At 73.5% G+C, this 21763-nt stretch carries 17 protein-coding genes, 1 tRNA gene and 1 pseudogene; 13 read left to right on the top strand and 6 right to left on the bottom strand.

All coding sequences use genetic code 11. From position 1 onward, the window contains the following. Positions 1-66 precede the first annotated feature (66 nt). A tRNA-Pro gene (locus tag AB0399_RS09905) sits at positions 67-143 on the bottom strand. A 154-nt stretch (positions 144-297) separates the two neighbouring features. Here AB0399_RS09905 and AB0399_RS09900 point away from each other — a divergent pair. Next, a complete protein-coding gene (locus tag AB0399_RS09900) occupies positions 298-591 on the top strand; it encodes a YiaA/YiaB family inner membrane protein (RefSeq protein WP_328471618.1) in 294 nt (97 codons plus the stop codon). 76 nt (positions 592-667) lie between these two features. Here AB0399_RS09900 and soxR read toward each other — a convergent pair whose 3' ends face one another. Beyond that, positions 668-1132, bottom strand: coding sequence for a redox-sensitive transcriptional activator SoxR (soxR, locus tag AB0399_RS09895; RefSeq protein ID WP_329362989.1), 465 nt, complete (start codon positions 1130-1132; stop codon positions 668-670). A 138-nt stretch (positions 1133-1270) separates the two neighbouring features. Here soxR and AB0399_RS09890 point away from each other — a divergent pair, with 138 nt between their 5' ends. The 7 genes and pseudogenes from AB0399_RS09890 to AB0399_RS09860 all read left to right on the top strand — a co-directional run bounded on the left by AB0399_RS09890 (position 1271) and on the right by AB0399_RS09860 (position 6689). Continuing rightward, positions 1271-1918 (top strand): transketolase, encoded by a 648-nt coding sequence (locus tag AB0399_RS09890; RefSeq protein ID WP_366410945.1) that lies wholly within the window; start codon positions 1271-1273, stop codon positions 1916-1918. Positions 1919-2047: 129 nt separating this feature from the next. Next, complete coding sequence (locus AB0399_RS09885; RefSeq protein WP_329362986.1) at positions 2048-2950, top strand: transketolase; 903 nt, start codon at positions 2048-2050, stop codon at positions 2948-2950. A gap of 224 nt (positions 2951-3174) precedes the next feature. Beyond that, a pseudogene (locus tag AB0399_RS09880) lies at positions 3175-3762 on the top strand (isochorismatase family protein); the annotation flags it as partial. Between the two features lie 133 nt (positions 3763-3895). After that, the gene (locus AB0399_RS09875) at positions 3896-4834 is read left to right on the top strand and encodes a DJ-1/PfpI family protein (protein WP_366410916.1); all 939 of its coding nucleotides are present in this window, start codon (positions 3896-3898) and stop codon (positions 4832-4834) included. Positions 4835-4963: 129 nt separating this feature from the next. After that, complete coding sequence (locus tag AB0399_RS09870) at positions 4964-5557, top strand: DUF4291 domain-containing protein (RefSeq protein WP_366410915.1); 594 nt, start codon at positions 4964-4966, stop codon at positions 5555-5557. 77 nt (positions 5558-5634) lie between these two features. Then, positions 5635-5844 (top strand): hypothetical protein, encoded by a 210-nt coding sequence (locus AB0399_RS09865; protein ID WP_366410914.1) that lies wholly within the window; start codon positions 5635-5637, stop codon positions 5842-5844. A 188-nt stretch (positions 5845-6032) separates the two neighbouring features. Beyond that, a complete protein-coding gene (locus tag AB0399_RS09860; protein WP_366410913.1) occupies positions 6033-6689 on the top strand; it encodes a DUF309 domain-containing protein in 657 nt (218 codons plus the stop codon). Positions 6690-6803: 114 nt separating this feature from the next. On the opposite strand, the gene AB0399_RS09855 is transcribed toward AB0399_RS09860, so the two are convergent. From AB0399_RS09855 to AB0399_RS09840, 4 genes are all read right to left on the bottom strand, one after another. Further along, entirely contained in the window at positions 6804-8822 is a 2019-nt protein-coding gene (locus AB0399_RS09855) for a DUF2264 domain-containing protein (protein WP_366410912.1), read from the bottom strand. A gap of 110 nt (positions 8823-8932) precedes the next feature. Further along, positions 8933-11347 (bottom strand): polysaccharide lyase 8 family protein, encoded by a 2415-nt coding sequence (locus tag AB0399_RS09850; RefSeq protein WP_366410911.1) that lies wholly within the window; start codon positions 11345-11347, stop codon positions 8933-8935. Between the two features lie 142 nt (positions 11348-11489). Further along, on the bottom strand, positions 11490-12593 hold the full coding sequence (locus AB0399_RS09845; RefSeq protein ID WP_366410910.1) for a LacI family DNA-binding transcriptional regulator: 1104 nt from the start codon (positions 12591-12593) through the stop codon (positions 11490-11492). 92 nt (positions 12594-12685) lie between these two features. Next, positions 12686-13675, bottom strand: a complete 990-nt coding sequence (locus tag AB0399_RS09840; RefSeq protein ID WP_329362971.1) for a hydroxyacid dehydrogenase — start codon at positions 13673-13675, stop codon at positions 12686-12688. Positions 13676-14059: 384 nt separating this feature from the next. Between AB0399_RS09840 and AB0399_RS09835 the strand changes: the two genes are divergently transcribed. The 5 genes from AB0399_RS09835 (at position 14060) to AB0399_RS09815 (ending at position 21587) form a co-directional block, all read left to right on the top strand. Further along, on the top strand, positions 14060-15052 hold the full coding sequence (locus AB0399_RS09835) for an ABC transporter permease subunit (protein ID WP_366410909.1): 993 nt from the start codon (positions 14060-14062) through the stop codon (positions 15050-15052). Between the two features lie 133 nt (positions 15053-15185). Continuing rightward, positions 15186-16046, top strand: a complete 861-nt coding sequence (locus AB0399_RS09830) for a carbohydrate ABC transporter permease (RefSeq protein WP_329373731.1) — start codon at positions 15186-15188, stop codon at positions 16044-16046. Positions 16047-16099: 53 nt separating this feature from the next. Beyond that, complete coding sequence (locus tag AB0399_RS09825; RefSeq protein ID WP_366410908.1) at positions 16100-17782, top strand: extracellular solute-binding protein; 1683 nt, start codon at positions 16100-16102, stop codon at positions 17780-17782. Next, positions 17779-19326, top strand: coding sequence for a M1 family metallopeptidase (locus tag AB0399_RS09820; RefSeq protein WP_366410907.1), 1548 nt, complete (start codon positions 17779-17781; stop codon positions 19324-19326). The genes AB0399_RS09825 and AB0399_RS09820 overlap by 4 nt, the downstream gene beginning before the upstream one ends. After that, a complete protein-coding gene (locus tag AB0399_RS09815) occupies positions 19323-21587 on the top strand; it encodes a right-handed parallel beta-helix repeat-containing protein (RefSeq protein WP_366410906.1) in 2265 nt (754 codons plus the stop codon). Before AB0399_RS09820 ends, AB0399_RS09815 begins: the two co-directional genes overlap by 4 nt. Positions 21588-21763 lie beyond the last annotated feature (176 nt).

Raw genomic sequence — 21763 nt, 5'->3', positions numbered from 1 at the left:
AGGCAGAGAACCGAAGAAGGCCGCTCCCGCATTTCTGCGGAAACGGCCTCCGACCTGCGAAATCGCTGGTCGGGACGACAGGATTTGAACCTGCGACCCCCTGACCCCCAGTCAGGTGCGCTACCAAGCTGCGCCACGTCCCGGTGCTTGATCTTCCGGGGCGGGCCCCGGGTTGATCGCGCAGGGAAACAATACCGCACTTGGGGAGGTGGTCGCTCGCACCGTGGGGACGGGGCAGGGGGAGGGTTGAGTAGGCGTACTCATGTGGGGCGGGTCACGGGCGGGGAGGGTGGAGGCATGACCAAGGTGATTCCGCAGCAGCAGACGACTGCCGCGTATGCCGCGCAGGCCGCGATCTCGTTCGGGCTGGCGCTGGGGGCGATGGTGGTGGGGGTGGCGTACCTGCCGGTGGACGCGTGGGTGAGGGCGTTCCTGGCGGTGGGGCTGCTCTATGTGGTGACGGCGACGTTCACCCTGTCGAAGGTGGTCCGGGACCGTCAGCAGGAGGGGCAGGTGACCAGCCGGGTGGACCAGGCCCGGTTGGACAAGCTGCTCGCCGAGCACGACCCGTACAAGGTCGAGGGGATGTAGCCCGGGGGAACCGGGGAAACCGGGGGAGCGGATACGAGGACGCGCCCCGGGGGAGGGGGCCGGGGCGAGCGGGGGTTCAGCGCGCCGGGGGACTGTCGCCCAGCAGATAGCGGGCGCCGGGCCCCTGGTGCGCTGCCGTGTCGTCCGGGTTGTACAGCCCGCAGCGGGTCAGGGACAGGCAGCCGCAGCCGACGCAACCGGTGAGCTGCTCCTTGAGCCGCTGGAGCTCGGCGATCTGCGCGTCGATCCGGCGCTGCCAGGTGCGGGCCACCCGGCTCCAGTCGGCGGAGGTGGGCACGTGGTCGACGGGCAGGTGCGCGAGAGCGTCGCGGACCTCCTCCAGGCTCAGCCCGATCCGCTGGGCGGCGCGGACGAAGGCCAGCCGGCGCAGGGTGGCGCGGCGGTAGCGGCGCTGGCCGCCGGAGGTGCGCTCGGCCTGGATGAGGCCGATCTCCTCGTAGTAGCGCAGCGCGGAGGTGGCGTTGCCGCTGCGGGCGGCCAGTTCGCCGATGGTCAGGCGGTCGCGGGTGGAGAGGCTCACGGCGTCCAGGGTAGCGCTTGACTTCAAGCGGACTTGAAGTTGCACAGTCGGGGTATGACGACGACGAGAGCCGCCGCACAGGCGGTCGCCGGCCACCCGGACGGGCGGCCGTACGGCTACCAGGACCTCCAACCGCTGATGTCGCTGATGAGCGGCGACGAGAAGCACGGCCCCGCGGCCACCTCCACCCTCGATGCGCTGTGGGTGCTGTACGACCGGGTGCTGCGGGTCACCCCGGAGAGCGCCGACGACCCCGAGCGGGACCGTTTCCTGCTGTCGAAGGGCCACGGCCCGATGGCGTACTACGCGGTGCTCGCCGCGAAGGGCTTCGTGCCGCGCGCGTGGCTGACCGGCTTCGGGGGATACGACTCGCCGCTCGGCCACCACCCGGACCGGACCCTGGTGCCGGGCGTGGAGATCGGCTCGGGCTCGCTCGGGCACGGGCTGCCGCTGGCGGTGGGCAGCGCGCTGGGCCTGCGGGCGCAGGGGCTGACCGATCCGGCGGTGTGGGCGCTGGTCGGCGACGCGGAGATGGACGAGGGCAGCAACCACGAGGCGCTGCAGTTCGCCGGGGCGATGGGCCTGGAGCAACTGCACGTGGTCGCCGTGGACAACCAGTCCGCGACCTACGGCTGGCCGGGCGGGCTCGCCGCCCGCTTCACCATGGAGGGCTGGTCCGCGCTGACCGTGGACGGGCGGGACCACGACGCGCTGTACGAGGCGTTCACCGCGCCGCACCCGGGCCGCCCGCACGCGGTGGTCGCCCGGGTGGAGCCCAAGGACTGAGCCCGCCGCCCGTAAAAACGGTCCGCCGCCCGTACGGTCCGCCGCCCGTAAAAACGGTCCGCCACCCGGTCCGCCGGCCGGACAGCCGCAACCCCCTTCCCCACCCCACCCCACTTCTCGGAGCACCCCATGGACACCATGCGTGACCGTTTCGGCACGGTCGCCGGCCGCCTTCTCGACGAGGACCCGCGCCTCGCGGTCGTGCTCGCCGTGATCTCCGGCGACCGCTTCAAGGACGCCGCCAAGGCGCACCCGGACCGCGTGATCGACGTCGGCATCCGGGAGCAGCTCCTGGTCAGCGTGGCCGGCGGCATGGCGCTGACCGGCCTGCGCCCCCTCGTGCACACCTTCGCGAGCTTCCTGGTGGAGCGCCCCTTCGAGCAGGTGAAACTGGACCTCAACCACCAGGGCGTCGGCGCGGTGCTGGTGAGCGCGGGCGCCTCGTACGACATCGCGGCCGGCGGACGCACCCACCAGAGCCCGGGCGACGTCGCGCTGCTGGACACCCTCGACGGGTGGACGGTGCACGTGCCCGGGCATCCGGACGAGGCCGAGGCGCTGCTGCGGCACGCCGCGGCCGACGGGGACAACCTCGTGTACGTCCGGCTCAGCGACCAGGCGAACCTCGCGCCGCAGCCGGTCTCCCCGGGACGGTTCCAGGTGGTGCGCGAGGGCCGCGCCGGCGTGGTGCTGGCGGTCGGGCCGATGCTGGACGCGGTGCTGGAGGCGACCAGCGGCCGCGACGTGACCGTGCTGTACGCCTCGACGGTACGGCCGTTCGACGCGGCCACGGTGCGCGAGGCGGTGGCGCGTGCGTCGGCGCCCGACCTGGTGCTGGTCGAGCCGTACCTCGCGGGCACCTCGGCGGACTTCGCCGGCCGGGCGCTGGCGGACGTGCCGCACCGGGTGCTGTCGCTGGGCACGCGGCGCGAGGAGTTGCGCCGCTACGGGTCCCCGCGGGACCACATCGCCGCGCACGGGCTGGACGCGGCCGGGCTGCGCGAGCGGATCGACGGGTTCCTCCGGCCGTAGCGCACCGAAGCGGGCCGTAGCGCACCCGCACGGCACCGCACGGCACCGCACCCGCACCCGCACCGCAGCCCGCACGGCACCGCCCCCGCGCCGCAGCCCGCCCTGGGGCCCTGCACCGGGAGCCGCCGAGGTCCGGACCCGCCCGGACCCGGTGACCTGATCCGTCCGCATCCGGACCCGATGGGGCCTGTCGCCGTCCGCGGCGCGGCCGTCAGGCTCGGGGCATGACCCGAGCACTGATCGTCATCGACGTCCAGGAGTCCTTCCGCGCCCGCCCGCTGTGGCAGTCCATCTCCGACCCGAGGATCGCCGAGCGGGTGGACCGGCTGGTCCGGCTCGCCCGGCGGGCCGGGGACCTGGTGGTGTGGGTGCTGCACACCGAGCCCGGCAGCGGCGACACGTTCGACCCGGCGCTGGGACACGTCCGGCTGATGGGGGAGCTGCGGCGCCTGGACGCCGAACCGCTGCTCCACAAGACCTCGCACAACGCCTTCACCACCACCAACCTGCAACAGCTCCTCACCCAGCACGGCGTGCGCGAGCTGACCGTCTGCGGCATCCGCACCGAGCAGTGCGTGGAGACCACCACCCGGGTCGCGAGCGACCTCGGCTACCAGGTCACCTTCGTCGTCGACGCCACCGCCACCAACCCCATCCCGCACCGCGACGCGCCCGCGGGGCAGAGCGTCGCCGAACTGCTGGCGGACCCGCGGACGTTGAGCGCCGAGGAGGTCATCAGGCGCACCGAGTACGCGCTCGCCGGACGCTTCGCCACCATCGCGACCGTCGAGCAGTTGGAGGAAGCGGCCGAACGCTCGGGCACGGGGGCCGAGCGCTCGGCTCCGGCGGCAGGCGCACCCGCGGGTGCGGCTCCGTCCTCGGGCGCGGCGGCGGGCACACCCGCGGGTGCGGCGGTGGGCGGGCGTTCGGCATGATGGCCGGATCGTGAGCCGCGTCGTCTTCTTCCTGGTGCCCGGGGTCCATCTGCTCGACCTGGCCGGACCCGCGCAGGTCTTCTCCACGGCCGCGGACTTCGGGCACCCCAGCACGCTCGTCTACGTCGCCGAGCGGCCGGTGGTCCCGACCGCTCAGGGGCTGCCGGTGGTGGCCGGCACCGAGTGGCCCCGCCTCGGCCCGGAGGACCTGATCGTGGTGCCCGGCTGGCGGGTGTCCGTCCCGGCGGCGGGGCCTCGTACCGGCGTCGGGGTGGGCGGCCCCGCCATCGGCGCGGCCGCCCTGCGCGCGCTGCGGGACCACCACGCCGGGGGTGGGACGGTGGCCGGCGTGTGCGTGGGCGCGGAGGCGCTCGGCCGGGCCGGGCTGCTCGACGGGCGCCGCTGCACCACCCACCACGAGGTGCAGGACGAGCTGGCCCGCCGGCACCCCGCGGCCGTGGTGGTCCGCGACGTCCTCTACACCGCCGACGACCGGGTGGTCACCTCGGCCGGCATCGCCAGCGGCATCGACCTGGCCCTGCACCTGGTCGCCGGCCGGCACGGGCCCGCCGTCGCCGCCCGAGTGGCGCGGGACATGGTGCTGCACACGCGGCGCAACGGCCACGAACCGCAGGCCAGCGCCATGTTCAGATACCGCTCCCACCTCGACGACGCCGTGCACCGCGCCCAGGACGTGCTCGACGCGAGGTTCGCCGAGCCGTTGCCGCTGCCGGTCCTGGCCGGGGCCGTGGGGGTGAGCGAGCGCACCCTCACCCGACTGTTCACCCGCGCCACCGGCGGGCTCACCCCGCTGCGCTACCAGCAGGCCCTCCGCCTCGAACGCGCCGAGCACCTCATCGGCCACGGCGCCACGGTCGAGGCCGCCGCCCGCGCGGTCGGCTTCGACGACCCCCGCATGCTGCGCCGCCTGCGGGCGCGCGGGAGTTGACGTTTCGTCCCGACCTCGCGCGGACGCCGTACGCGACTCGTGCGGACCTCGTCCGTTGCTCCGTACCCGTACCCGTACCCGTACGTAAAAGGGTGGCGCCCGCGATTCCGAACGCCGAGGCTGGGCAGCGTGGACATACCCCGACAGCAGATCCGCGCCGTGCACACGGCCTCGACGGTGACCGTCTACCAGGCGTACGCGCCGGAGATCGGCGGACCGGCCGTCCGGCACGGGCGATTCCCCGCGGCCTGGAAGCGGGACCGTATGACGTGGATCAAGCCGTCCTTCCTGTGGATGATGTACCGCTGCGGGTGGGGCACCAAGGAGGGCCAGGAGACCGTGCTCGCGGTCGAGATCACCCGCGACGGCTTCGAATGGGCCCTGGAGCACGCCTGCCTGGCCCACTACGACCCCGCGCTCCACCCCGACCACGACGCCTGGAAGCGCGAGCTCAAGCGGGCCCCGGCCCGGGTCCAGTGGGACCCCGAACGCGACCTGCACCTGCGGCCGTTGCCGCACCGTTCGCTGCAACTCGGCCTCGCGGGCGACGCCGCGCGCCGCTACGCCGACGAGTGGACGGTCGACGTCACCGACGTCACCGCGCTCGCGCACGAGGTCCACGCCCACGTGCGGAACGGGGAACTGGAAGCCGCCCGGCACCTGCTGCCGGCGGAGCGCCCCTACCCCGAGCACGGCCAACTCCTCGCCAGGGTGCGGGGATGAGCCCCACATAAGGGGAGAGCGGCCACTTCGCCCGGACCTTTATGCCATCGTGACCTGACGGATGTCAGGGTGTGGCCATGAGCGTAAGAACTGCGGAGGACCACAGACACGACCACAGACCTCTCGCGACGGTCGCGTGCGACGAGCGCGCCGGCGGCCCGGGCCTCGGCTTCGGCACCGGCCCGGGTTTCGGCACCGGACTCGGCACCGACGGCCACGCGGACGGGCCGTTCACCTTCGCCGGGCTCATCGCCCGTGTGCAGGCCCTCAACAGACGGGGCCGGTGAGCAGCGCGGACCGGGTACGCGTCGGCGGATCTCCCCGGCTCCGAGGCACCGCCTCTCCGGCGCCCCCTCCGGCACCGCCCTTCCCGTACCGCCCCTCCCGCACCGCTTCCGCGGCACCCACCGAGCCGGTCGCTCCGGACGGCGGGCCGCTGACCCACCCGCGCGCCACCGCGCGGCACAATTGCCGGATGGACCACACGCCGCAGGACGGAGCCCCGGCCGACCGGACGCACGGCGTCTGCGACCGGTGCGGAGCCGTCCGCACCACGCCGGCCGCCGCGCCTTGCGAGCGCTGCGGCGCGGTCCCCGAGCCGATGGACGAGGCGCCGCACGGCAGGCCCGACCGCCGGGAGCAGGCCACCGACTCAGGCGCGGCGCAAGGGCGTTCCGGGCGTGACCGGGACGTCGACGGCCGGGCGCGCAACAGCCGGCCGCGCGACGGCCTCGGGCGCCCGCTGCCCTACGGCGCGCAGGGCGTGGAGCGCCAGCCGGAGGGAATCCTCCGCACGCCCCGGCAGACCCTGGACGAAGCCCAGCGGCTCCTCGACGACGGCATGCCTTTCCACGCCCACGAGGTGCTGGAGGACATGTGGAAGGCCGCGCCGACCGACGAGCGCGCCCTGTGGCGGGCCCTGGCCCAACTTGCGGTCGGCCTCACCCATGCCGCCCGGGGCAACAGCCGTGGCGCCGCAGCCCTCCTGGAGCGCGCCGCGAAGGGGCTCGCCCCGTACGGGGACCGGGCGCCCTACGGCATCGACGCGGCCGGGCTGGTGCGGTGGGTCGCGGACCGCGACACCGCCGCAGGACCGCCCCCGGCCCTCCGGACACCGCACTCCGCCACCTGACCGGGTCCGGCCGCCACCTGGCCCCGGCCGCCACCTGGCCCCGGCCGTCTCCTGACCCCGGCCCGCCGCCAACTCCGGTGCGGCCCGCGCGTCTTGCGTGACGGCGGGGGACCGTCACGACCGCGTGGGGATCTCGACCGGGTCGGCGCCGGGGAAGCTCAGCCGGACCCGGTCCCCCCGCACCTCGCAGCGGATCGCCTGCCGCAGTGCCCCGGGGTCGACGGTGTCCTGCGAGAGGACGACCAGGGTGACGTGGACCCCCGCACCCGCACCCGCGTCCGCGTCCGCACCCGCACCCGCACCCTGACCTCCCGGCGCACCCGCGTCCGCACCCGCGCCCGCGCCCTCGTCCCCGTTCCCGCCCGCGCCCGCACCCGCACCCGCGCCCGTGCCCTCAGGGCGTGCCGCGCGCGAGAGATACGGCGTCGCCGAGTGCGAGCCGAACGCGTTCGCGGCGACCTCGCGGGCGACCGCGGCCTGCTCGTCCCAGCCGTGCAGGGCGATCACCGCGCTGGTGAGGCCGTTCGCGGTGCGGGCGAGCGCCCAGCCCGGACCGGTCTCGACGTAAGGCGGCTCGGCGTCGGCGACCGCGTAGCCGCCTTCCCGTACGGCCGCGTGCCACGCGCCGCCGACGCGGTGCACGCGGACCTCCCACGGGCCGTGCAGGACACTGGCCGACTCGATCGGCACCGCCTCGTCGCTGCCGGGGAGCAGGGCGTCGTGGCGGGAGGCGGCGGTCCGCCCGTCGCAGTGCAGCGGGTGGATGCGCACCCGGCGGGACGCCGTGCCGTCGGGCGCGAGGAGGGCCAGGTGGCCGTCCACCGCGCGCTCCCACGCGTGCTGCGCCGACTCGGGCGCGGTCGCGGTGGAGTAGCCGAACTTGGCGTAGTGCGGGTCGTCCTGGGCCGGGCCGGTGAGCGGGTTGTGGTCGCTGCCGTGGTTGACCAGCCGGACGATGCCGTCGTGCCGGGTGCCGTGCAGCAGCCAGCCGGGGACCGGCAGCGCCGTGCAGTGGTCGGACTCCTCGACCGGCAGCGCAGCCTCGCGCGCGGTCCACACCGGGTGGTCGGCGGGCAGCAGCAGCCCGAGGAAGCCCTTGCTCGCCCAGTACGGCGAGGCGGGCCCGGAGTACGGCTGGGTGGCGGGCAGGAACGTGCGGTGCCAGCCGAGGGTGAGCAGGCCGCGCTCGTCCGGCGCGCCGCGCTCCACGAAGTGCCGCACCGCGCCCGACGCGAGCCGCCGGGTGAGCCCGGGGGCCAGTGGCGAGCAGTCCGCGAGCGCCCCCATCCACACCGGCGCGGTCGCCGCGAACCGGTAGGCGAGGGACCGCCCCTGGTGGACCGGGGCGCCGTCGCCGCCGAAGAAGTGCGGGTAGTCCGCGAGGAACCGGCCCAGCCGCTCGCGGTACTCCCGGGCCCGCCCGCCGTCCTCCGCGCCGGCGATGCGCGCCCACAGCAGCGGGTACAGGTGCATCGCCCAGCCGCCGTAGTAGTCGAAGTTGCGGCCGTCGCCGTCGGTGTACCAGCCGTCGCCCAGGTACCAGTCCTCGATACGGTCCAGCCCGCCGTCGATGTCGCTCTGGCTGAACGGCGCGCCGACCGAGGAGAGGAACTGCTCGGAGACGACCTGGAACAGCCGCCAGTTGTTGTCCCAGGTGCGGCCGCCGACGAACCCGGAGAACCAGTCGACCACCCGCTGCTGGACCGCGGTGTCCAGCCGGTCCCAGATCCAGGGCCGGGTCTCGTGCAGGCCGACCGCGATCGAGGCCGCCTCCACCATCTGCTGCGAGCAGTCGGTGAGCACCGGCCACGCCTCGCCGGAGGAGGGGTCCGTGCCGGCCGCGAGTCCCCGCGCGTACCGCTCGATCAGGTGCCCGTCCACCGCGCCGCCCGCCCCGGCGATCCGGAAGGCGGCCAGCAGGAAGGTCCGGGCGTACCCTTCGAGGCCGTCGCAGACCACGCCCGACCAGGAGTTGCGCCCCGGCAGCCGGTACTGCGCGAAGTCCGGGGTGGCGAACGGCACGACGGAGTCCAGCAGATGGTCGGCGACCGCTTCCCAGTGGGCGCGGGTCCAGCCGGTGCGGGGCGACAGCACCCGGTCGGTCGGCGGGAGCGGGAGGAACGGAGCGGGCATGCGGGGGTCCTGTCTTCTCTTCTTCTCTGTCTGCTGCGCCGGGTGGTCTTGTCGTACGCCGCGCCGTGTCCGCCGTCCGGCGCGCACGGCGCGGCGCGTCGCGGTGGTGCTCAGGTCAGTTCTGCGCTGTGGGTGTGCCCCCGTGACCCTCCCACCCGCACGTGGAGCACCGGGCGCCGTCCCGTGGTGACGGTCACCGTGTCGTCCGCCCGCAGCACGTCGCCGACCGGGAACGGCAGCGTGACGGCCAGCGACTCGGCGGAGCGGCCACTGTCCGCCACCGCCACGGACACCCGCGTCCCCCGGCGCCGCACCAGTACGCTGCCGGGCCCGTCGCAGGCCAGCCCGGCGACCTCGCCGGCCGACCAGAAGTGGGCCGACAGCAGCCCGGCCGTGCGATCCTCGATCGCTTGCAGCGCGGGGAGGTTGGACAGCACCCGCACCGGCCGGGCCAGTGACCAGGCGGCCGTCCGTGCGGCGTCGGCCCCCGGCAGCAGCACGTACGCGTAGGTCGCGCCCGCGGGTGACACGCCGTGGTCGAACCACAAGGTGGCGTAGCGGTTGGTGACGGGAGTGGTGCTTCCGTAGGTGGTGCCGCCGACGTCCAGGTCGTGCCAGGTGCCGGTACGTTCCTCGCGCAGCGCGCGCAGGGCCGCCCCCGACGGCAGGACGTAGCCGCCCACCCCCTCCAGGTGCGCCCAGCGGACGTGGTCGAAGTCACGCTGCCAGCCGTCCCGTTCCGGCTGCGGCACCCCGTCGACCAGCAGCCGGCGGGAGGCGCCGGACGGGAGCCGGCGGTTCTCCAGCACGGTCTCGATCCGCCGGCCGTCGCTCGCGGTGATGCCGGTGCCCAGCGCGACGACCGCGTCGTCGAGGCAGAACCACGCCTTCCTGGCCCGCAGGGTGCTGCCCTCGGCGGCCAGTTCCATGGCGGCGGCGCCGTAGCGGCCGGCGAGGACGGCGCCGCCCGCGACCGCGTTGGCCGGAAGGTCGCCGGAGGTGCCGCTGCTTTGCAGGTCGGCGCGGGGCCGGGTGTCCACGGTGGTGCCCGGCAGGCGGTAGGAGTTCACGGTCGGCCAGAAGCCGTCCGCGAACTGGCCGCGGTCGCCGTCGGTGTAGAGGTAGGCCATGCCGTCGCCGGTGTACCAGCCGTGCAGGTTCTCGCCGTTGCCCGCCTCGTAGCGGGCGATCCGGCGCGAGGACAGGGCGAGCGCGAAGGACCAGGTCGGGCGGCGGTGCACCACGCGGTCCATGTCGGCCATGACCGTGTGGGCGGCGGCCGGGCCGGTCGGCACGAGGCCGCGGTCGGCGGTCAGCGCCTTGGCCCGTACGATCGCCGGGATCGTCGCCGACCGGGGGAACGGGTGGTCCTGGCCGCGGCTGATCCACCCCTTCACCAGCGCGCGCCAGGTCGCGGCGCGGTCCGCGGGCGCCCGCTCGGCCAGCAGCAGGATGCCGGACACGGCGTCGGCGCCGGCGTTGAAGTCCTGGGAGTACTCACGGGAGATGGCCCGGCCGCGCACCGGGTCCATCATCAGGCCGTCCAGGACGAACGGCGCGAAGGTCCGTTCCACCGCGTCGTAGAGCACCGAGACGGCCGGGTCGGTGATCTGCCAGTCGGAGTCGCCGAGCAGGGCGAGCAGGTAGGACGCGCTGTTCAGGAGCACGCTGCCGTAGGACCCGGTGTAGGCGAAGACGTCGTGCTGGACGAACGACCCGTCCTGGTAGAAGCCGTCGCCCGCGGCCACGTACTGGAACAGGCTGTCCTTCCCCGCGTCCCGGACGTCGGACAGGCCGTCGCGGGCGAGGCCCAGCCGGTCCGCGTCGCGGCTCAGCAGGCCGCTCAGCGCGACGATGACGGACTTGTCCGCCCGGTTCGCGCCGGTCTCGGAGAGCGTGGGGCTGTTGGTGCGGCGGTCGGGGTTCGGGACGAAGTGGTCGACGGCCGCCAGATGGGCCGCGAGGTCGTCCGGGGTGAGCCGCGCACGCAGCAGCACGCACGTGTCGAGCAGCGCGCGCGGCGAGCCGATCTCCCACTGGTACCAGTTGCCGGTCTCCGCGCGGGCCGGGTCGTACGCCCGCTCGCGCAGGAACCGCAGTGCGGCGAGCAGGGCGTCCGCGACGTCCTGGCTGCCGGTCAGCGAGGTGCCCGGGGTGGCCCAGGCGACGGCGAGGGTCCGCAGGGCCGTGTAGCACTGCGCGAACATGTCGGGGTCGGTGACGGGGGCGAAGTCCGGCCACAGCACGGTCCGGTCCGCCGAGCGGTCGAGTGTGCTCCACAGTCCGCCGGCCGAACTGTCCAGCGTGCGCAGCGCGGTGGCGAAGTCGGGGTCGTCCGGGTCGATGTCCCCGCCGGTGATCAGGGTCTCGGCACGGGCGAGCAGGCTCTCGAAGGGGTCGTCGGCGGCGACGGCGGGTGCGGGGGTGAGCGGGCCGAGCACCGCGGCCGCGCCGGCGCCGGCGAGCCCGGCGAGGATGGTGCGCCGGCTTGCGTGCGATCGCGAGGGGGGGAGGTCCGAGCGCATGCGAACTCCTCTGCTGAGATGAGGCGTGGAAGCGTTCAGCGGATGCCGGACAGCATGTAAGCGATTGCTATGTGAGCGCAAGAACGCCCGGCAAGTTACTGTCTTTTACTATGGCAAGCGGGCTGAGACGGCTAGTAAACGCTCACACCCGGCGGGCCCGGCTGCCGCCGCCGGGCGGTGCCACCGAGTCGCGGACCACGATGTGCGTGCCGAGCCGCACGACGCCGCTCGGCTGCTCGCGCCAGTCGTCCTCGTCGCCGCCGGCGAGGGCGAGCCGGACCGCCTGGCGGCCCATCTCCTCCAGCGGGACGTGCACGGTGGTGAGCCGCGGACGCAGCTCCTGGGCGACCGGGATGTCGTCGTAGCCGACCAGCGAGACGTCCTTCGGCACCCGCACGCCCGCCTCTTCGAGCGCCTGGGCGGCGCCGGCCGCCACGATGTCGTTGGCCGCGAAGACGGCGGTGAAGTCCGGGCCCCCGTCGAGCAGTTCGGCCATCCGGTGGTGGCCGAAGGAGCGGCTGAACGGGCCGTGCTGGACCAGCTCGGGGTCGGCTTCGACGCCCCGGGCCTTCAGCGCCCGGCGGTGGCCGGCCAGCCGGTCGCGGCTGGTGGACAGCCGCGGTGGGCCGCCGAGGTAGAGAATCCGCCGGTGGCCCTGGGTGAGCAGGTGGTCGGTTATGGCGAAGGCGCCGCCCTCGTTGTCGTACTCCACCTGCGCGGTCGGGGCCCGCTCGCCGATGCCCGGCCGCCCGCACAGCACCAGTTTGCTGCCGTCGGCGTGCAACGCGCTCGCCCGGCGCTCCAGTTCGGCGACGTAGCCGCGGTCCTGCACGCTGCCGCCGACCAGGATCACCGCGTCCGCGCGGCGCTGGTGGAGCAACTCGATGAAGGCCAGCTCGCGCTGCGGGTCGCCCTGCGTGCAGCAGACCAGGCACAGCCGGTCGCCACTGGCCGCCTCCCGCTCCACGCCGCGCGCGATGTAGGCGTAGAACGGGTCGATCACCTCGTTGACCACGATGCCGACGGTGCGGGCCGAGACCCCGGCGAGCGCGCGGGCGTGCGCGTTGACGACGTAGCCGAGTTCGCGCATGGACGCCTCGACCCGTTCCCGGGTGGCCGCGGCCACCGGGTAGTTGCGGTTCATGACCCGTGACACCGTGGCCGTGGAGACACCTGCGTGCCGTGCCACGTCGGTGACTGTCGCGCGCCGTCGCGCGTCCTGGGATGTCGTACCTGCCCGACGCATCGTGCCGCCCTCTGCCCGCCGTCTCGTTCCGCTGAGCCTATGGTCTGGCGGTGCGGCCTCGCGCCACCTCTCCCCGACCGGGTCGGCCGCCGTCATGCCAGATACTCCCAGCTGGCCTGCCGCACCTGGTGCAGCAGCGGCTCGCGCCGTGTGTAGCGGACGAGTTCGTCCACGGCCAGCGATCCGAGCCGGGCCGCCTCGTTGCCCTGGGCGCCGGCCAGATGGGGCGTCAGGAAGACGTTCGGCAAGGTCCACAACGGGTGCTGCGGGGGGAGCGGTTCGGGCTCGGTGACGTCGAGGACCGCGTCCAGCCGGCCGCTGACCAGGTGTTCGGTGAGCGCGTCGATGTCGACCAGCGCGCCGCGCGCGGTGTTCACCAGCAGGGCGCCCGGCCGCATCAGGGCCAGCCGCCGGGCGTCGAGCAGGTGGCGGGTGGCCGGCGTCTGGGGCGCGTGCACGGTCACCACGTCGCTGCCGGCCACCAGGGTGTCCAGGTCGGTCCGCCGCGCGCCCAGCAGTTCGGCCTCGCCGTCGCGCAGGTACGGGTCGTAGAGCAGCACCTGGGCGTCCAGGGTGCGCAGCAGCAGTTCGATCACCCGGCGGCCGGTGCGCGACGCGCCGATCACCCCGATGGTCAGGCCGTGGGTGCCGAGCCAGTGCTGGCCGTCGAGGTCGGCCGCGGTGCGGTGGGTGCGGCGGTGCTGGAAGAGCCGGGCGAGCGGCATGACCCGCTTGGCGCCCAGGATGATCGCCGCCAGCGTGAACTCGGCGACCGGTACGGCGTTGGCGGCCGCGGCCGAGGAGACGACGATGTCGCGGTCGAAGACCTCGGGTGACAGGAAGGTGCGCACCGTGCCGGCGGCGTGGATGACCGCGCGCAGCCGGGGCGCCCGCCGCAGCACCGCCGCGTCCACCGGAGGGCAGCCCCAGCCGGTCACCAGCACCTCGACGTCGGCCAGTTCGGCCGCCACGGCGGCGGAGGAGAAGTCGTCCACCGGGTGCGGGCGGCGCAGGTCGGCGACTTCCGCCAGGCGGCGCCGCACGGCCGGCGGGAAGACGTTGTCGACCGCGCCGGGGCTCATCGTCAACAGCGCGCGCGGCCGCCTCGGTGGATCGCCGGCCTCCGCTGCGGGACCAGCCGACGCTTCATCGATGCTACGCACCCTGCCTCCGGACAGTAAACGTGTACTACGGACGAGAGCACGCTAGGCACTCGGCCGGGCGGCCGTCAAGAAACCTCCTGGTGCCCAACACCGCTGGTCACGCCCGCACATACGGCCTGACCACGGGTTTCGTGGCTCGCGAAACCGGCTGCCGCACGGCCGTGAAACACAGACTTTTCACGAAGACTATTGACGCTGGACGTAATCGCTTACTACTTTCTCGCAGCAGAAGACATCCGATCACACCCCCGGCGCCGCCCGAGGCGACCCCTGCGCCACCCCGTCGAAGAGGAACCCCGTCGTATGGCTGACACCGCAACAGGTCCACCGCGCAGCGGACGGCGCGAGCGCGCCGCGTCCGCCGGCCCGCCGGTGTACCGGCTGTCCCTGTGGCAACGGCTCAAGCGGGACAAGGTGATGCTGCTGCTGACCCTGCCGGGCCTGCTGTACTTCGTGGTCTTCCACTACGTGCCGCTGCTCGGCTACGTCGTGGCGTTCCAGCACTACGAGCCCTACCTGGGCTACATGCACAGCACCTGGACGGGGCTGGCCAACTTCTCGACGGCCTTCTCCCAGCCGGCGTTCTGGTCCGCGACCCGCAACACCGTGGAGATCGCGGTCATCCAGCTGGTGTTCTTCTTCCCGGTGCCGATCGCGCTCGCGCTGCTGCTCAACAGCGTGATGAGCAGCAAGGTGCGCCGGTTCGTGCAGAGCGTGGTCTACCTGCCGCACTTCATCGGCTGGATCATCATCGTCTCGATCTTCCAGCAGGTGCTCGGCGGCGCGGGGTTGCTGCCGCACCTGCTCGGCAAGGTGGGCCTGCCGCGCTACGACATGATGTCCGACCCGCACGCCTTCCCGTGGCTGCTCACCTTGGAGTCGATCTGGAAGGACGCCGGCTGGGGCACGATCATCATCCTCGCCGCGCTGCTCAGCATCGACCGCGGGCTGTACGAGTCGGCGGCCATCGACGGCGCCGGGCCCTGGCGGCGGCTGTGGCACGTCACGCTGCCGGGCATCTCGTCGGTGATCGTGCTGCTGCTGATCCTCAACCTCGGCAACCTGCTGTCCGTCGGGTTCGAGCAGATCCTGCTCCAGCGCGACGCGGTGGGACCGGACGCGGGCGAGGTGCTCGACACCTACGTCTACTACCACGGCATCCAGGACAACGACTGGGGCGTCGCGGCCGCGGTCGGCCTGGTCAAGGCCGTCGTCGGCACCGTTCTGGTGGTCGGCGCCAACAAGTTCGCCCACCGGCTGGGCCATGAGGGGGTGTACCGCGGTGCTGACCGCTGATTCCACCGACGTCACGCGATCCCTCCCCGGCCGGGAGGAGTCCGGCCCGGCCGGGAGCGGGGCGAAGGCGCTGCGCAAGGCCCGCCGCGACGCCCGCCGCCGGGCCGCCGCGCCCGAGGGACGGCCGCCGTGGATGGAACGGCCGAGCCTGATCGGGCGCTGGGGCAAGGCGCTGATCCTGGTCCTGGTGGTGGCCGCCGTCGCCTATCCGATGATCGGCATCATCGCGACCAGCTTCGCCTCCCAGTCCGACATCATCAAGAGCTCCGGACTGGTGCTGTGGCCCGCCCACCCGACGCTGGCCGCCTACCGCACCGTCTTCACCGGCGGCGTGGTGCTGCGCGCCCTGTTCGTCAGCATCGGCGTCACCGTCGTCGGCACCTTCGTCAGCCTGCTCTTCACCATCGGCATGGCGTACGGCCTGTCCCGGCGCGAAGTGACCGGCTCCCGGCTCATCCTGATGACGGCGCTGGTCACGATGTTGTTCAACGCCGGCATCATCCCGAACTTCCTGCTGGTGAAGAACCTCGGGCTGTACAACACCTACGCCTCGCTGGTGATGCCGACGCTGATGAGCGCCTTCAACCTGGTGGTGCTGCGGGCCTTCTTCATGAACCTGCCGGCCGAACTGCTCGACGCGGCCCGCATCGACGGCGCCGGCGACCTGCGCATCCTGGTCAGCATCGTGCTCCCGCTGTCCAAGGCCGTCATCGCGGTGGTCAGCCTCTTCTACGCGGTGACGTACTGGAACGCGTTCTTCAACGCCCTGCTCTACCTCGACGACTCCACGAAGTGGCCGCTGCCGATGGTGCTGCGCAGCTATGTGCTCCAGGGCCAGAGCCTGAGCGGCGCCGCGGCCGGCGAGACCGTGGCACCGCAGGAGGCCGTGCAGATGGCGGTGCTCGTCATCGCGGTGGTGCCGATCCTGCTCGTCTACCCCTTCCTCCAGCGCTACTTCACCAAGGGCGTGCTCACCGGCGCCGTCAAGGGCTGAGCCCCGCCCGCCTCGTCCTGCAGCACCCTGCCCCACTCCTGGCAAGGAGAGCCATGTCCCGTTCCGCCATCCCCTCCCTCGGCCGCAGAGCGCTGCTGCGCTCCGCCATCGGCGTCGGCCTGGGCCTCGCCGCGTCCCCCGTGCTCAGCGCGTGCGGTGACGGCGGGAGCACCGCGAAGGCGTCGGCGAAGGCCGCCGACCTGCTGCCCGCCACCACCGTCCGCGACATCGGCCTCAAGCCCGACCTGCCGGGCACCGCGGCCGGCGTCCCGCAGGGCTTCTACCGCTATCCGGCCACCCCGCTGCGCGCCACCAAGGGCGCCCCGCTGGCGGGCGCCAAGTCGGTGCGGGCCACCTCGGAGACGTTCATGCCGCCGCCGCCCGGCCGGGGGAAGAACGCGGCCTGGCAGCAGATCGAGAAGCTGCTCGGCGCCGAGGTCGACGTCACCGCGGTGCCCACCGACGACTACCCGACGAAGTTCTCGACCATGGTGGCCGGCGGCAGCCTGCCGGACATCTTCGAGTACCCGGAGACCGGCGGGGTGGACGACAAGGCCGCCTTCCTCGCCGCCACCTGCGCGGACCTCACCCCGTACCTGGCCGGCGACAAGGTCAGCGCCTACCCGAACCTCGCGGCGATCCCCAAGGCCGCGTGGCAGGGCGCCATCTTCGGCGGCCGGCTGTACGGCGTGCCGATCTCCCGGATGGGCACCGGCGGCGCCGGCTTCTACCGGCACGACCTGTTCGCCGAGGTCGGCGTCACCGACCCGCGCGAGATCGCCGACCCGGACGCGTTCGTGAAGGTGTGCAAGGAGCTGACCCGCCCCTCGAAGGACCAGTACGCCATCATGGCCGGCGCCACCAACCTGGTGGCGATGAGCACCGGTTCGCCGAAGGACTGGCGGATGGACGCCGGGACGGGGAAGTTCACCCACCAGCTGGAGACCGACGAGTTCCGTACGGCGGTCGAGACGCTGCGCACGCTGTACAAGGCGGGCTGCTTCTACCCGGGCTCGATCGGCATGTCGGGCTCCCAGAAGGCCAAGTACACCGACATGTTCATGAACGGCAAGGCCGCCTACGTCTACGACGGCATGCCCTCCTACCTCACCCCCAGCACCGGCTACGTCGACGCCATGAAGGCCGTCGACAAGAGCTTCGACCCGCGGCCGATGGTGCCGTTCGGCAAGACCGCGGTCTCCTGGATGGACAACGTCTCGCTGCAGAACGTGCACCTGAAGAAGGCGTCCGGCGACCGGGTGCGGCAGCTGCTGGCCTTCGCCGACTTCGCCGCCTCGCCGTTCGGCAGCGTGGAGTACACGCTCATCAACTACGGCGTCGAGGGCACCGACTTCACCAGGGACGCCCGCGGCAACCCCGTGCTCACCACGAAGGGCACCTCCGACGTCGCGGTGCCCTGGAAGTTCTTCGGCTCGGCGGTGCCCGCGGTCTTCAGCGCGACCTCCGAGCAGGGCGTGCGCTACAGCCACGACGCGTACGCGACCCTCATCCCGATGATGGCGCCCGACCCCACCCTCGGCTACTCCTCGCCGACCTGGGACTCCAAGGGCTACGGCAGCCTGCTCACGCTGCTCGGCGACGGTGTCGCGGACCTGATCACCGGCCGCAAGCCGATGTCCTGGTACGGAACGCTGACGAAGAACTACCTCGCCGCGGGCGGCGAGAAGGCCAGGACCGAGTTCCAGGAGGCCGCGCAGACGGGGGCGAAGAAGTGAGACTGCCCAGCGACGAGCCCGCCCCCCGCGGTACCCGAACCGCCCCCGCCGCCGCGACCGCCCCGACCGCCCCCGGCCGCCGGACCGTCCTGCGGGCCGGCGCGGTCGGCGCCGTCGCCGCCGGGACGGTCGCCGTGGCCGGCGCCGCCCCCGCGTCGGCCGCGTCCGCCACCCACCGCTTCGATCCCGAGCCGGGCGCGCCCGGTGTCGGCGACCCGCTCTTCCCGACCCTCGGCAACGGCGGCTACCGGGTCACGCACTACGACCTGACCTTCGACTTCACCCCGGTCAGCTACGACTTCACCGGAGTCGTGGCGATGCGCGCGCTGGCCACCCAGGACCTGTCGGCGTTCAACCTCGACACCGACGGGCACACCATCGACCGGGTGACCGTGGACGGGCGGGACGCGGCATGGGCGCTCTCGCTCGGGCAGAGCGGCCAGGAGCTGACCGTCACCCCCGCCCGGCCGCTGCACGACGGGGCCCCGTTCACCGTCGAGGTCCGCTACCACGGCAACGGCAAGGACCACCGGTCCGGCCTCAGCGGCTGGGTGTTCGGCGCCGACGGCGGCTTCGCCTGCGCCGCCCAGGCGTCACGCGCCGACACCTTCTTCCCCTGCAACGACACCCCCTCCGACAAGGCCGCGTGGACCTTCCACCTCAGCGCCCCCGAGGGCTATGTCGCCACCGCCAACGGCGAGTTGCTGCGCAGGACGCCACGCTCGGACGGCTCGGCGGTCTGGCACTTCGCGCTGCGCGAGCCGATGCCCACCGAACTGTGCGGGATCGCCGTCGTCAAGGGCACCTACCTGTACGGCGCGAGCCACACCGGGCTGCCGCTGCGCCACGTCGTCCCGCAGGGCGAGGAGGACACCTACGCCCCGGTGGTGGCGCGGACGGCGGACCATCTCGCCTGGCTGGAGGCGAAGTTCGGGCGCTTCCCGTTCTCGCTGTACGGCCTGCACATCTACGGCGGCTACACCGACGCCCTGGAGAACCAGACGCTGAGCCTGTTCGGCACCAACTGGTTCAAGCCCAACGCGGACGGCAACCCGACGTGGGAGAACACGATGGTGCACGAGCTGACCCACCAGTGGTGGGGCGACTCGGTCACGCCGCGCGACTGGCAGCAGGCATGGCTCAACGAGGGCCCGGCGACGTACTACGCGGCCCTCTACAGCGAGGAGCGCGGCTGGTCGGTGCTGGCGGACGCGATGCGGAAGACCTACGGGTCGCTGAACGCCGTCCGTGCCGCCGACGGCCCGCCCGGGCTGCCGAACGCGCTCGGCGGCACCAACATCTACGACGGCGGCGCGCTCGTGCTCTACGCCCTGCGGATGCGGGCCGGCCAGGCGCGGTTCGACCGGATCATGCGGCTGTGGCCGGAGCGCTTCAGGAACTCCAACGCGTCGAGCGAGGACTTCATCCGGCACGCCGTGCAGGTCACCGGGGACTCCTCCCTCGACCCCTTCCTGCGTGACTGGCTCTTCGGCGCCGTCAACCCCCCGATGCCGGGCCACCCCGACTGGAGCGTGAGCGCGTGAAGCCGACCATCCGCACCGCCGTACTCGCCGCCGCCGCGCTGGCCGCCACCGTGCTGCCCGCCGGCGCCGCGTCCGCCACCTCGGCCACGTCGGCCGCGCGGCCCGGCCCGACCGTCTACCAGGCCGCGCCCACCGGCAGCGGCGACGTCTGCGACCGTGCGCGCCCCTGCTCCCTGGACGGCGCGCGGGCCAAGGTCCGCGCCGACATCGCCGGCGGCATGGACCGGGACGTGCGGGTCGAACTGCGCGGCGGCACCTACCCGTTGACCGCGCCCCTGACGCTCGGCCCGGACGACTCCGGCCGCGACGGGCACACCGTCACCTGGGCCGCCGCACCCGGTGCGCACCCCGTGCTGTCCGGCGGCCGCACCCTGACCGGCTGGACGAGGAACCATGACGGCACCTGGACCGCCGCCGTGCCCGCCGGAGTGACGGCCCGCCAGCTCTTCGTCGGCGGCCGGCGCGCCACACCGGCCCGGGGCGCCGCCTGCGCCGCGAGCGTCTGCCACGCGACGAAGGACGGCCTGACCGGAGCCGTCGCGACCGGCATCGCGCGGTGGGCCCGTCCGACCGACGTGACCGCCGTCATCAAGGTCCGCTGGCGCAACTACCAGTGCCGGGTCACCGGCGTCAGCGGCGACGTGCTGACCTTCGCGCAGCCGTGCTGGGCCGACTCCTCCAGCGGCACCGGCCGCACCGGCCCCTCGTGGGACACCACCACGGTGGACTCCACCCGCTACACGGGCGTCGCCTGGTTCCAGAACGCGCCCGAACTCCTCGACACGCCGGGCGAGTTCGTCTGGAACTCGGCGGCCCGCACGGTCACCTACCTGCCGCTGCCCGGGCAGGACATGCGCCGCGACCAGGCCGTCACCCCCGCCACCGAGCAGCTCGCGGTCCTCGACCACGCGCACGACCTGGACCTGACCGGCATCGGCTTCGCCTACGCCGCCTACCACCAGCCGGACACCGCGGACGGGTACGCGGGCACCCAGGCCGGCCTCACCCTCACCGGAGCGAGCGGCCCCGCCGACCAGTCCGGCCGCTACTACACCAAGCCGTCGGCCGCGCTCACCGTCGACGGCGGGCGCGACGTACACGTCCAGGGCGCCGACTTCACCCATCTCGGCGGCGCGGGGGCGGTGCTCCAGGACGGCACCCAGCACTCCTCGGTCACCCGCTCCCGCTTCACCGACCTGTCCTCCGGCGCCCTCTACATCGGCGACACCGACCCGAACCCGGCGCCTCAACTCGCCGGCACCGACAACACGGTGGCGTACGACACCATCGACCACGCGGGAGTCGAGTACACCGACGCCGCCGGGATCTGGGCCGGTTACGAGGCCGGCCTGACCGTCGACCACAACACGCTGGAGCACCTGCCGTACTCCGGTGTCTCCGTCGGATGGGGCTGGAACCAGCCCGGCGCGCAGCAGTCGGTGCTGCGCGACAACCACATCACGGACAACCGGATCACCGACGTCATGGCGGTCAAGGACGGCCAGCACGACGGCGGCGCGATCTACACCCAAGGCGACCAGCCGGGCACGGTGATCTCCGGCAACTACATCAACCGCTCCGCGTACGGCAACACCGAGCGGGACGGCAACGGCATCTACCTGGACGAGCAGTCCTCCCACATCACCGTGGCGGACAACGTCCTGACCCGCCTCGGCTACAAGTGGATCTCCAACTGGGCGGACTACGGCATCCAGAACACCGCCACCGGCAACTGGACGGACACCGACGCCCCCGCCCTGGCCGGCACCGGCTCGGTCGCGACCGGCAACCACACCCGGCTCGACACGCTGCCGGCCCAGGCCACCGCGATCGCCGCCCGGGCGGGCGCCGACGGCCCGCACGTCGAACCGCTGCCCGCCGACCTGGCCCGGGCCGGCACGGCCACCCAGTCCGCCACCGACGGCACGGCCACGGCCGCGAACGCGATCGACGGCGACACCACCACCGACGCGCTCACGCTCTCCGGCGCCGGCTCCTGGTGGCAGACCGACCTCGGCGCGGTCCGCCCGATCGACCGGATCGAGATCTGGAACGACGCCACCATGGCCACCGCCGACGTCGACGTGTCGATCAGCGCCACGCCCGACTTCGCCCGGGCCACCACGGTGCACCTCGGCGGCAAGGCGCTGCGGCCCAGCATCCTGGACCACCTGCACGCCCGGGGCCGCTACGTGCGGATCACCGCGACCGGCACCGGTCCGGCCCGGATCGGCCTGGCCGAGGTGCGCGTCCACGCCTGACCGCCTGACCGCCTGACCGCCTGACCGCCCGACTCGCCGACGGCCGCGGCCGGTTCGGGAACACCCGCTGCCGCGACCCGGCCGGCGGCTCCGAACCGGCCCGGCCGCACCCTCGCCCCACCCCGGGTTCCCGGCCCGGCCCCGCGCACCCCGACCGGCGCCGCCCGCAGCCGACG

Source organism: Streptomyces sp. NPDC088194 (genome assembly GCF_040702025.1).
Classification (GTDB): domain Bacteria; phylum Actinomycetota; class Actinomycetes; order Streptomycetales; family Streptomycetaceae; genus Actinacidiphila.
The sequence above is the reverse complement of the archived record's forward strand: the minus strand, read 5'-3'. Positions and strand labels throughout refer to the sequence as shown.

What these genes read in the sequence shown, in the direction of transcription:
- AB0399_RS09860 (WP_366410913.1), top strand. Translation starts at nt 6,033, where the DNA reads ATGGACCACACGCCGCAGGACGGAGCCCCGGCCGACCGGACGCACGGC.
- AB0399_RS09890 (WP_366410945.1), top strand. Translation starts at nt 1,271, where the DNA reads ATGTCGCTGATGAGCGGCGACGAGAAGCACGGCCCCGCGGCCACCTCC.
- AB0399_RS09835 (WP_366410909.1), top strand. Translation starts at nt 14,060, where the DNA reads ATGGCTGACACCGCAACAGGTCCACCGCGCAGCGGACGGCGCGAGCGC.
- AB0399_RS09825 (WP_366410908.1), top strand. Translation starts at nt 16,100, where the DNA reads ATGTCCCGTTCCGCCATCCCCTCCCTCGGCCGCAGAGCGCTGCTGCGC.
- AB0399_RS09885 (WP_329362986.1), top strand. Translation starts at nt 2,048, where the DNA reads ATGGACACCATGCGTGACCGTTTCGGCACGGTCGCCGGCCGCCTTCTC.
- AB0399_RS09900 (WP_328471618.1), top strand. Translation starts at nt 298, where the DNA reads ATGACCAAGGTGATTCCGCAGCAGCAGACGACTGCCGCGTATGCCGCG.
- AB0399_RS09830 (WP_329373731.1), top strand. Translation starts at nt 15,186, where the DNA reads ATGGAACGGCCGAGCCTGATCGGGCGCTGGGGCAAGGCGCTGATCCTG.
- AB0399_RS09865 (WP_366410914.1), top strand. Translation starts at nt 5,635, where the DNA reads ATGAGCGTAAGAACTGCGGAGGACCACAGACACGACCACAGACCTCTC.
- AB0399_RS09840 (WP_329362971.1), bottom strand. Translation starts at nt 13,675, where the DNA reads ATGAGCCCCGGCGCGGTCGACAACGTCTTCCCGCCGGCCGTGCGGCGC.
- AB0399_RS09855 (WP_366410912.1), bottom strand. Translation starts at nt 8,822, where the DNA reads ATGCCCGCTCCGTTCCTCCCGCTCCCGCCGACCGACCGGGTGCTGTCG.
- AB0399_RS09850 (WP_366410911.1), bottom strand. Translation starts at nt 11,347, where the DNA reads ATGCGCTCGGACCTCCCCCCCTCGCGATCGCACGCAAGCCGGCGCACC.
- AB0399_RS09845 (WP_366410910.1), bottom strand. Translation starts at nt 12,593, where the DNA reads ATGCGTCGGGCAGGTACGACATCCCAGGACGCGCGACGGCGCGCGACA.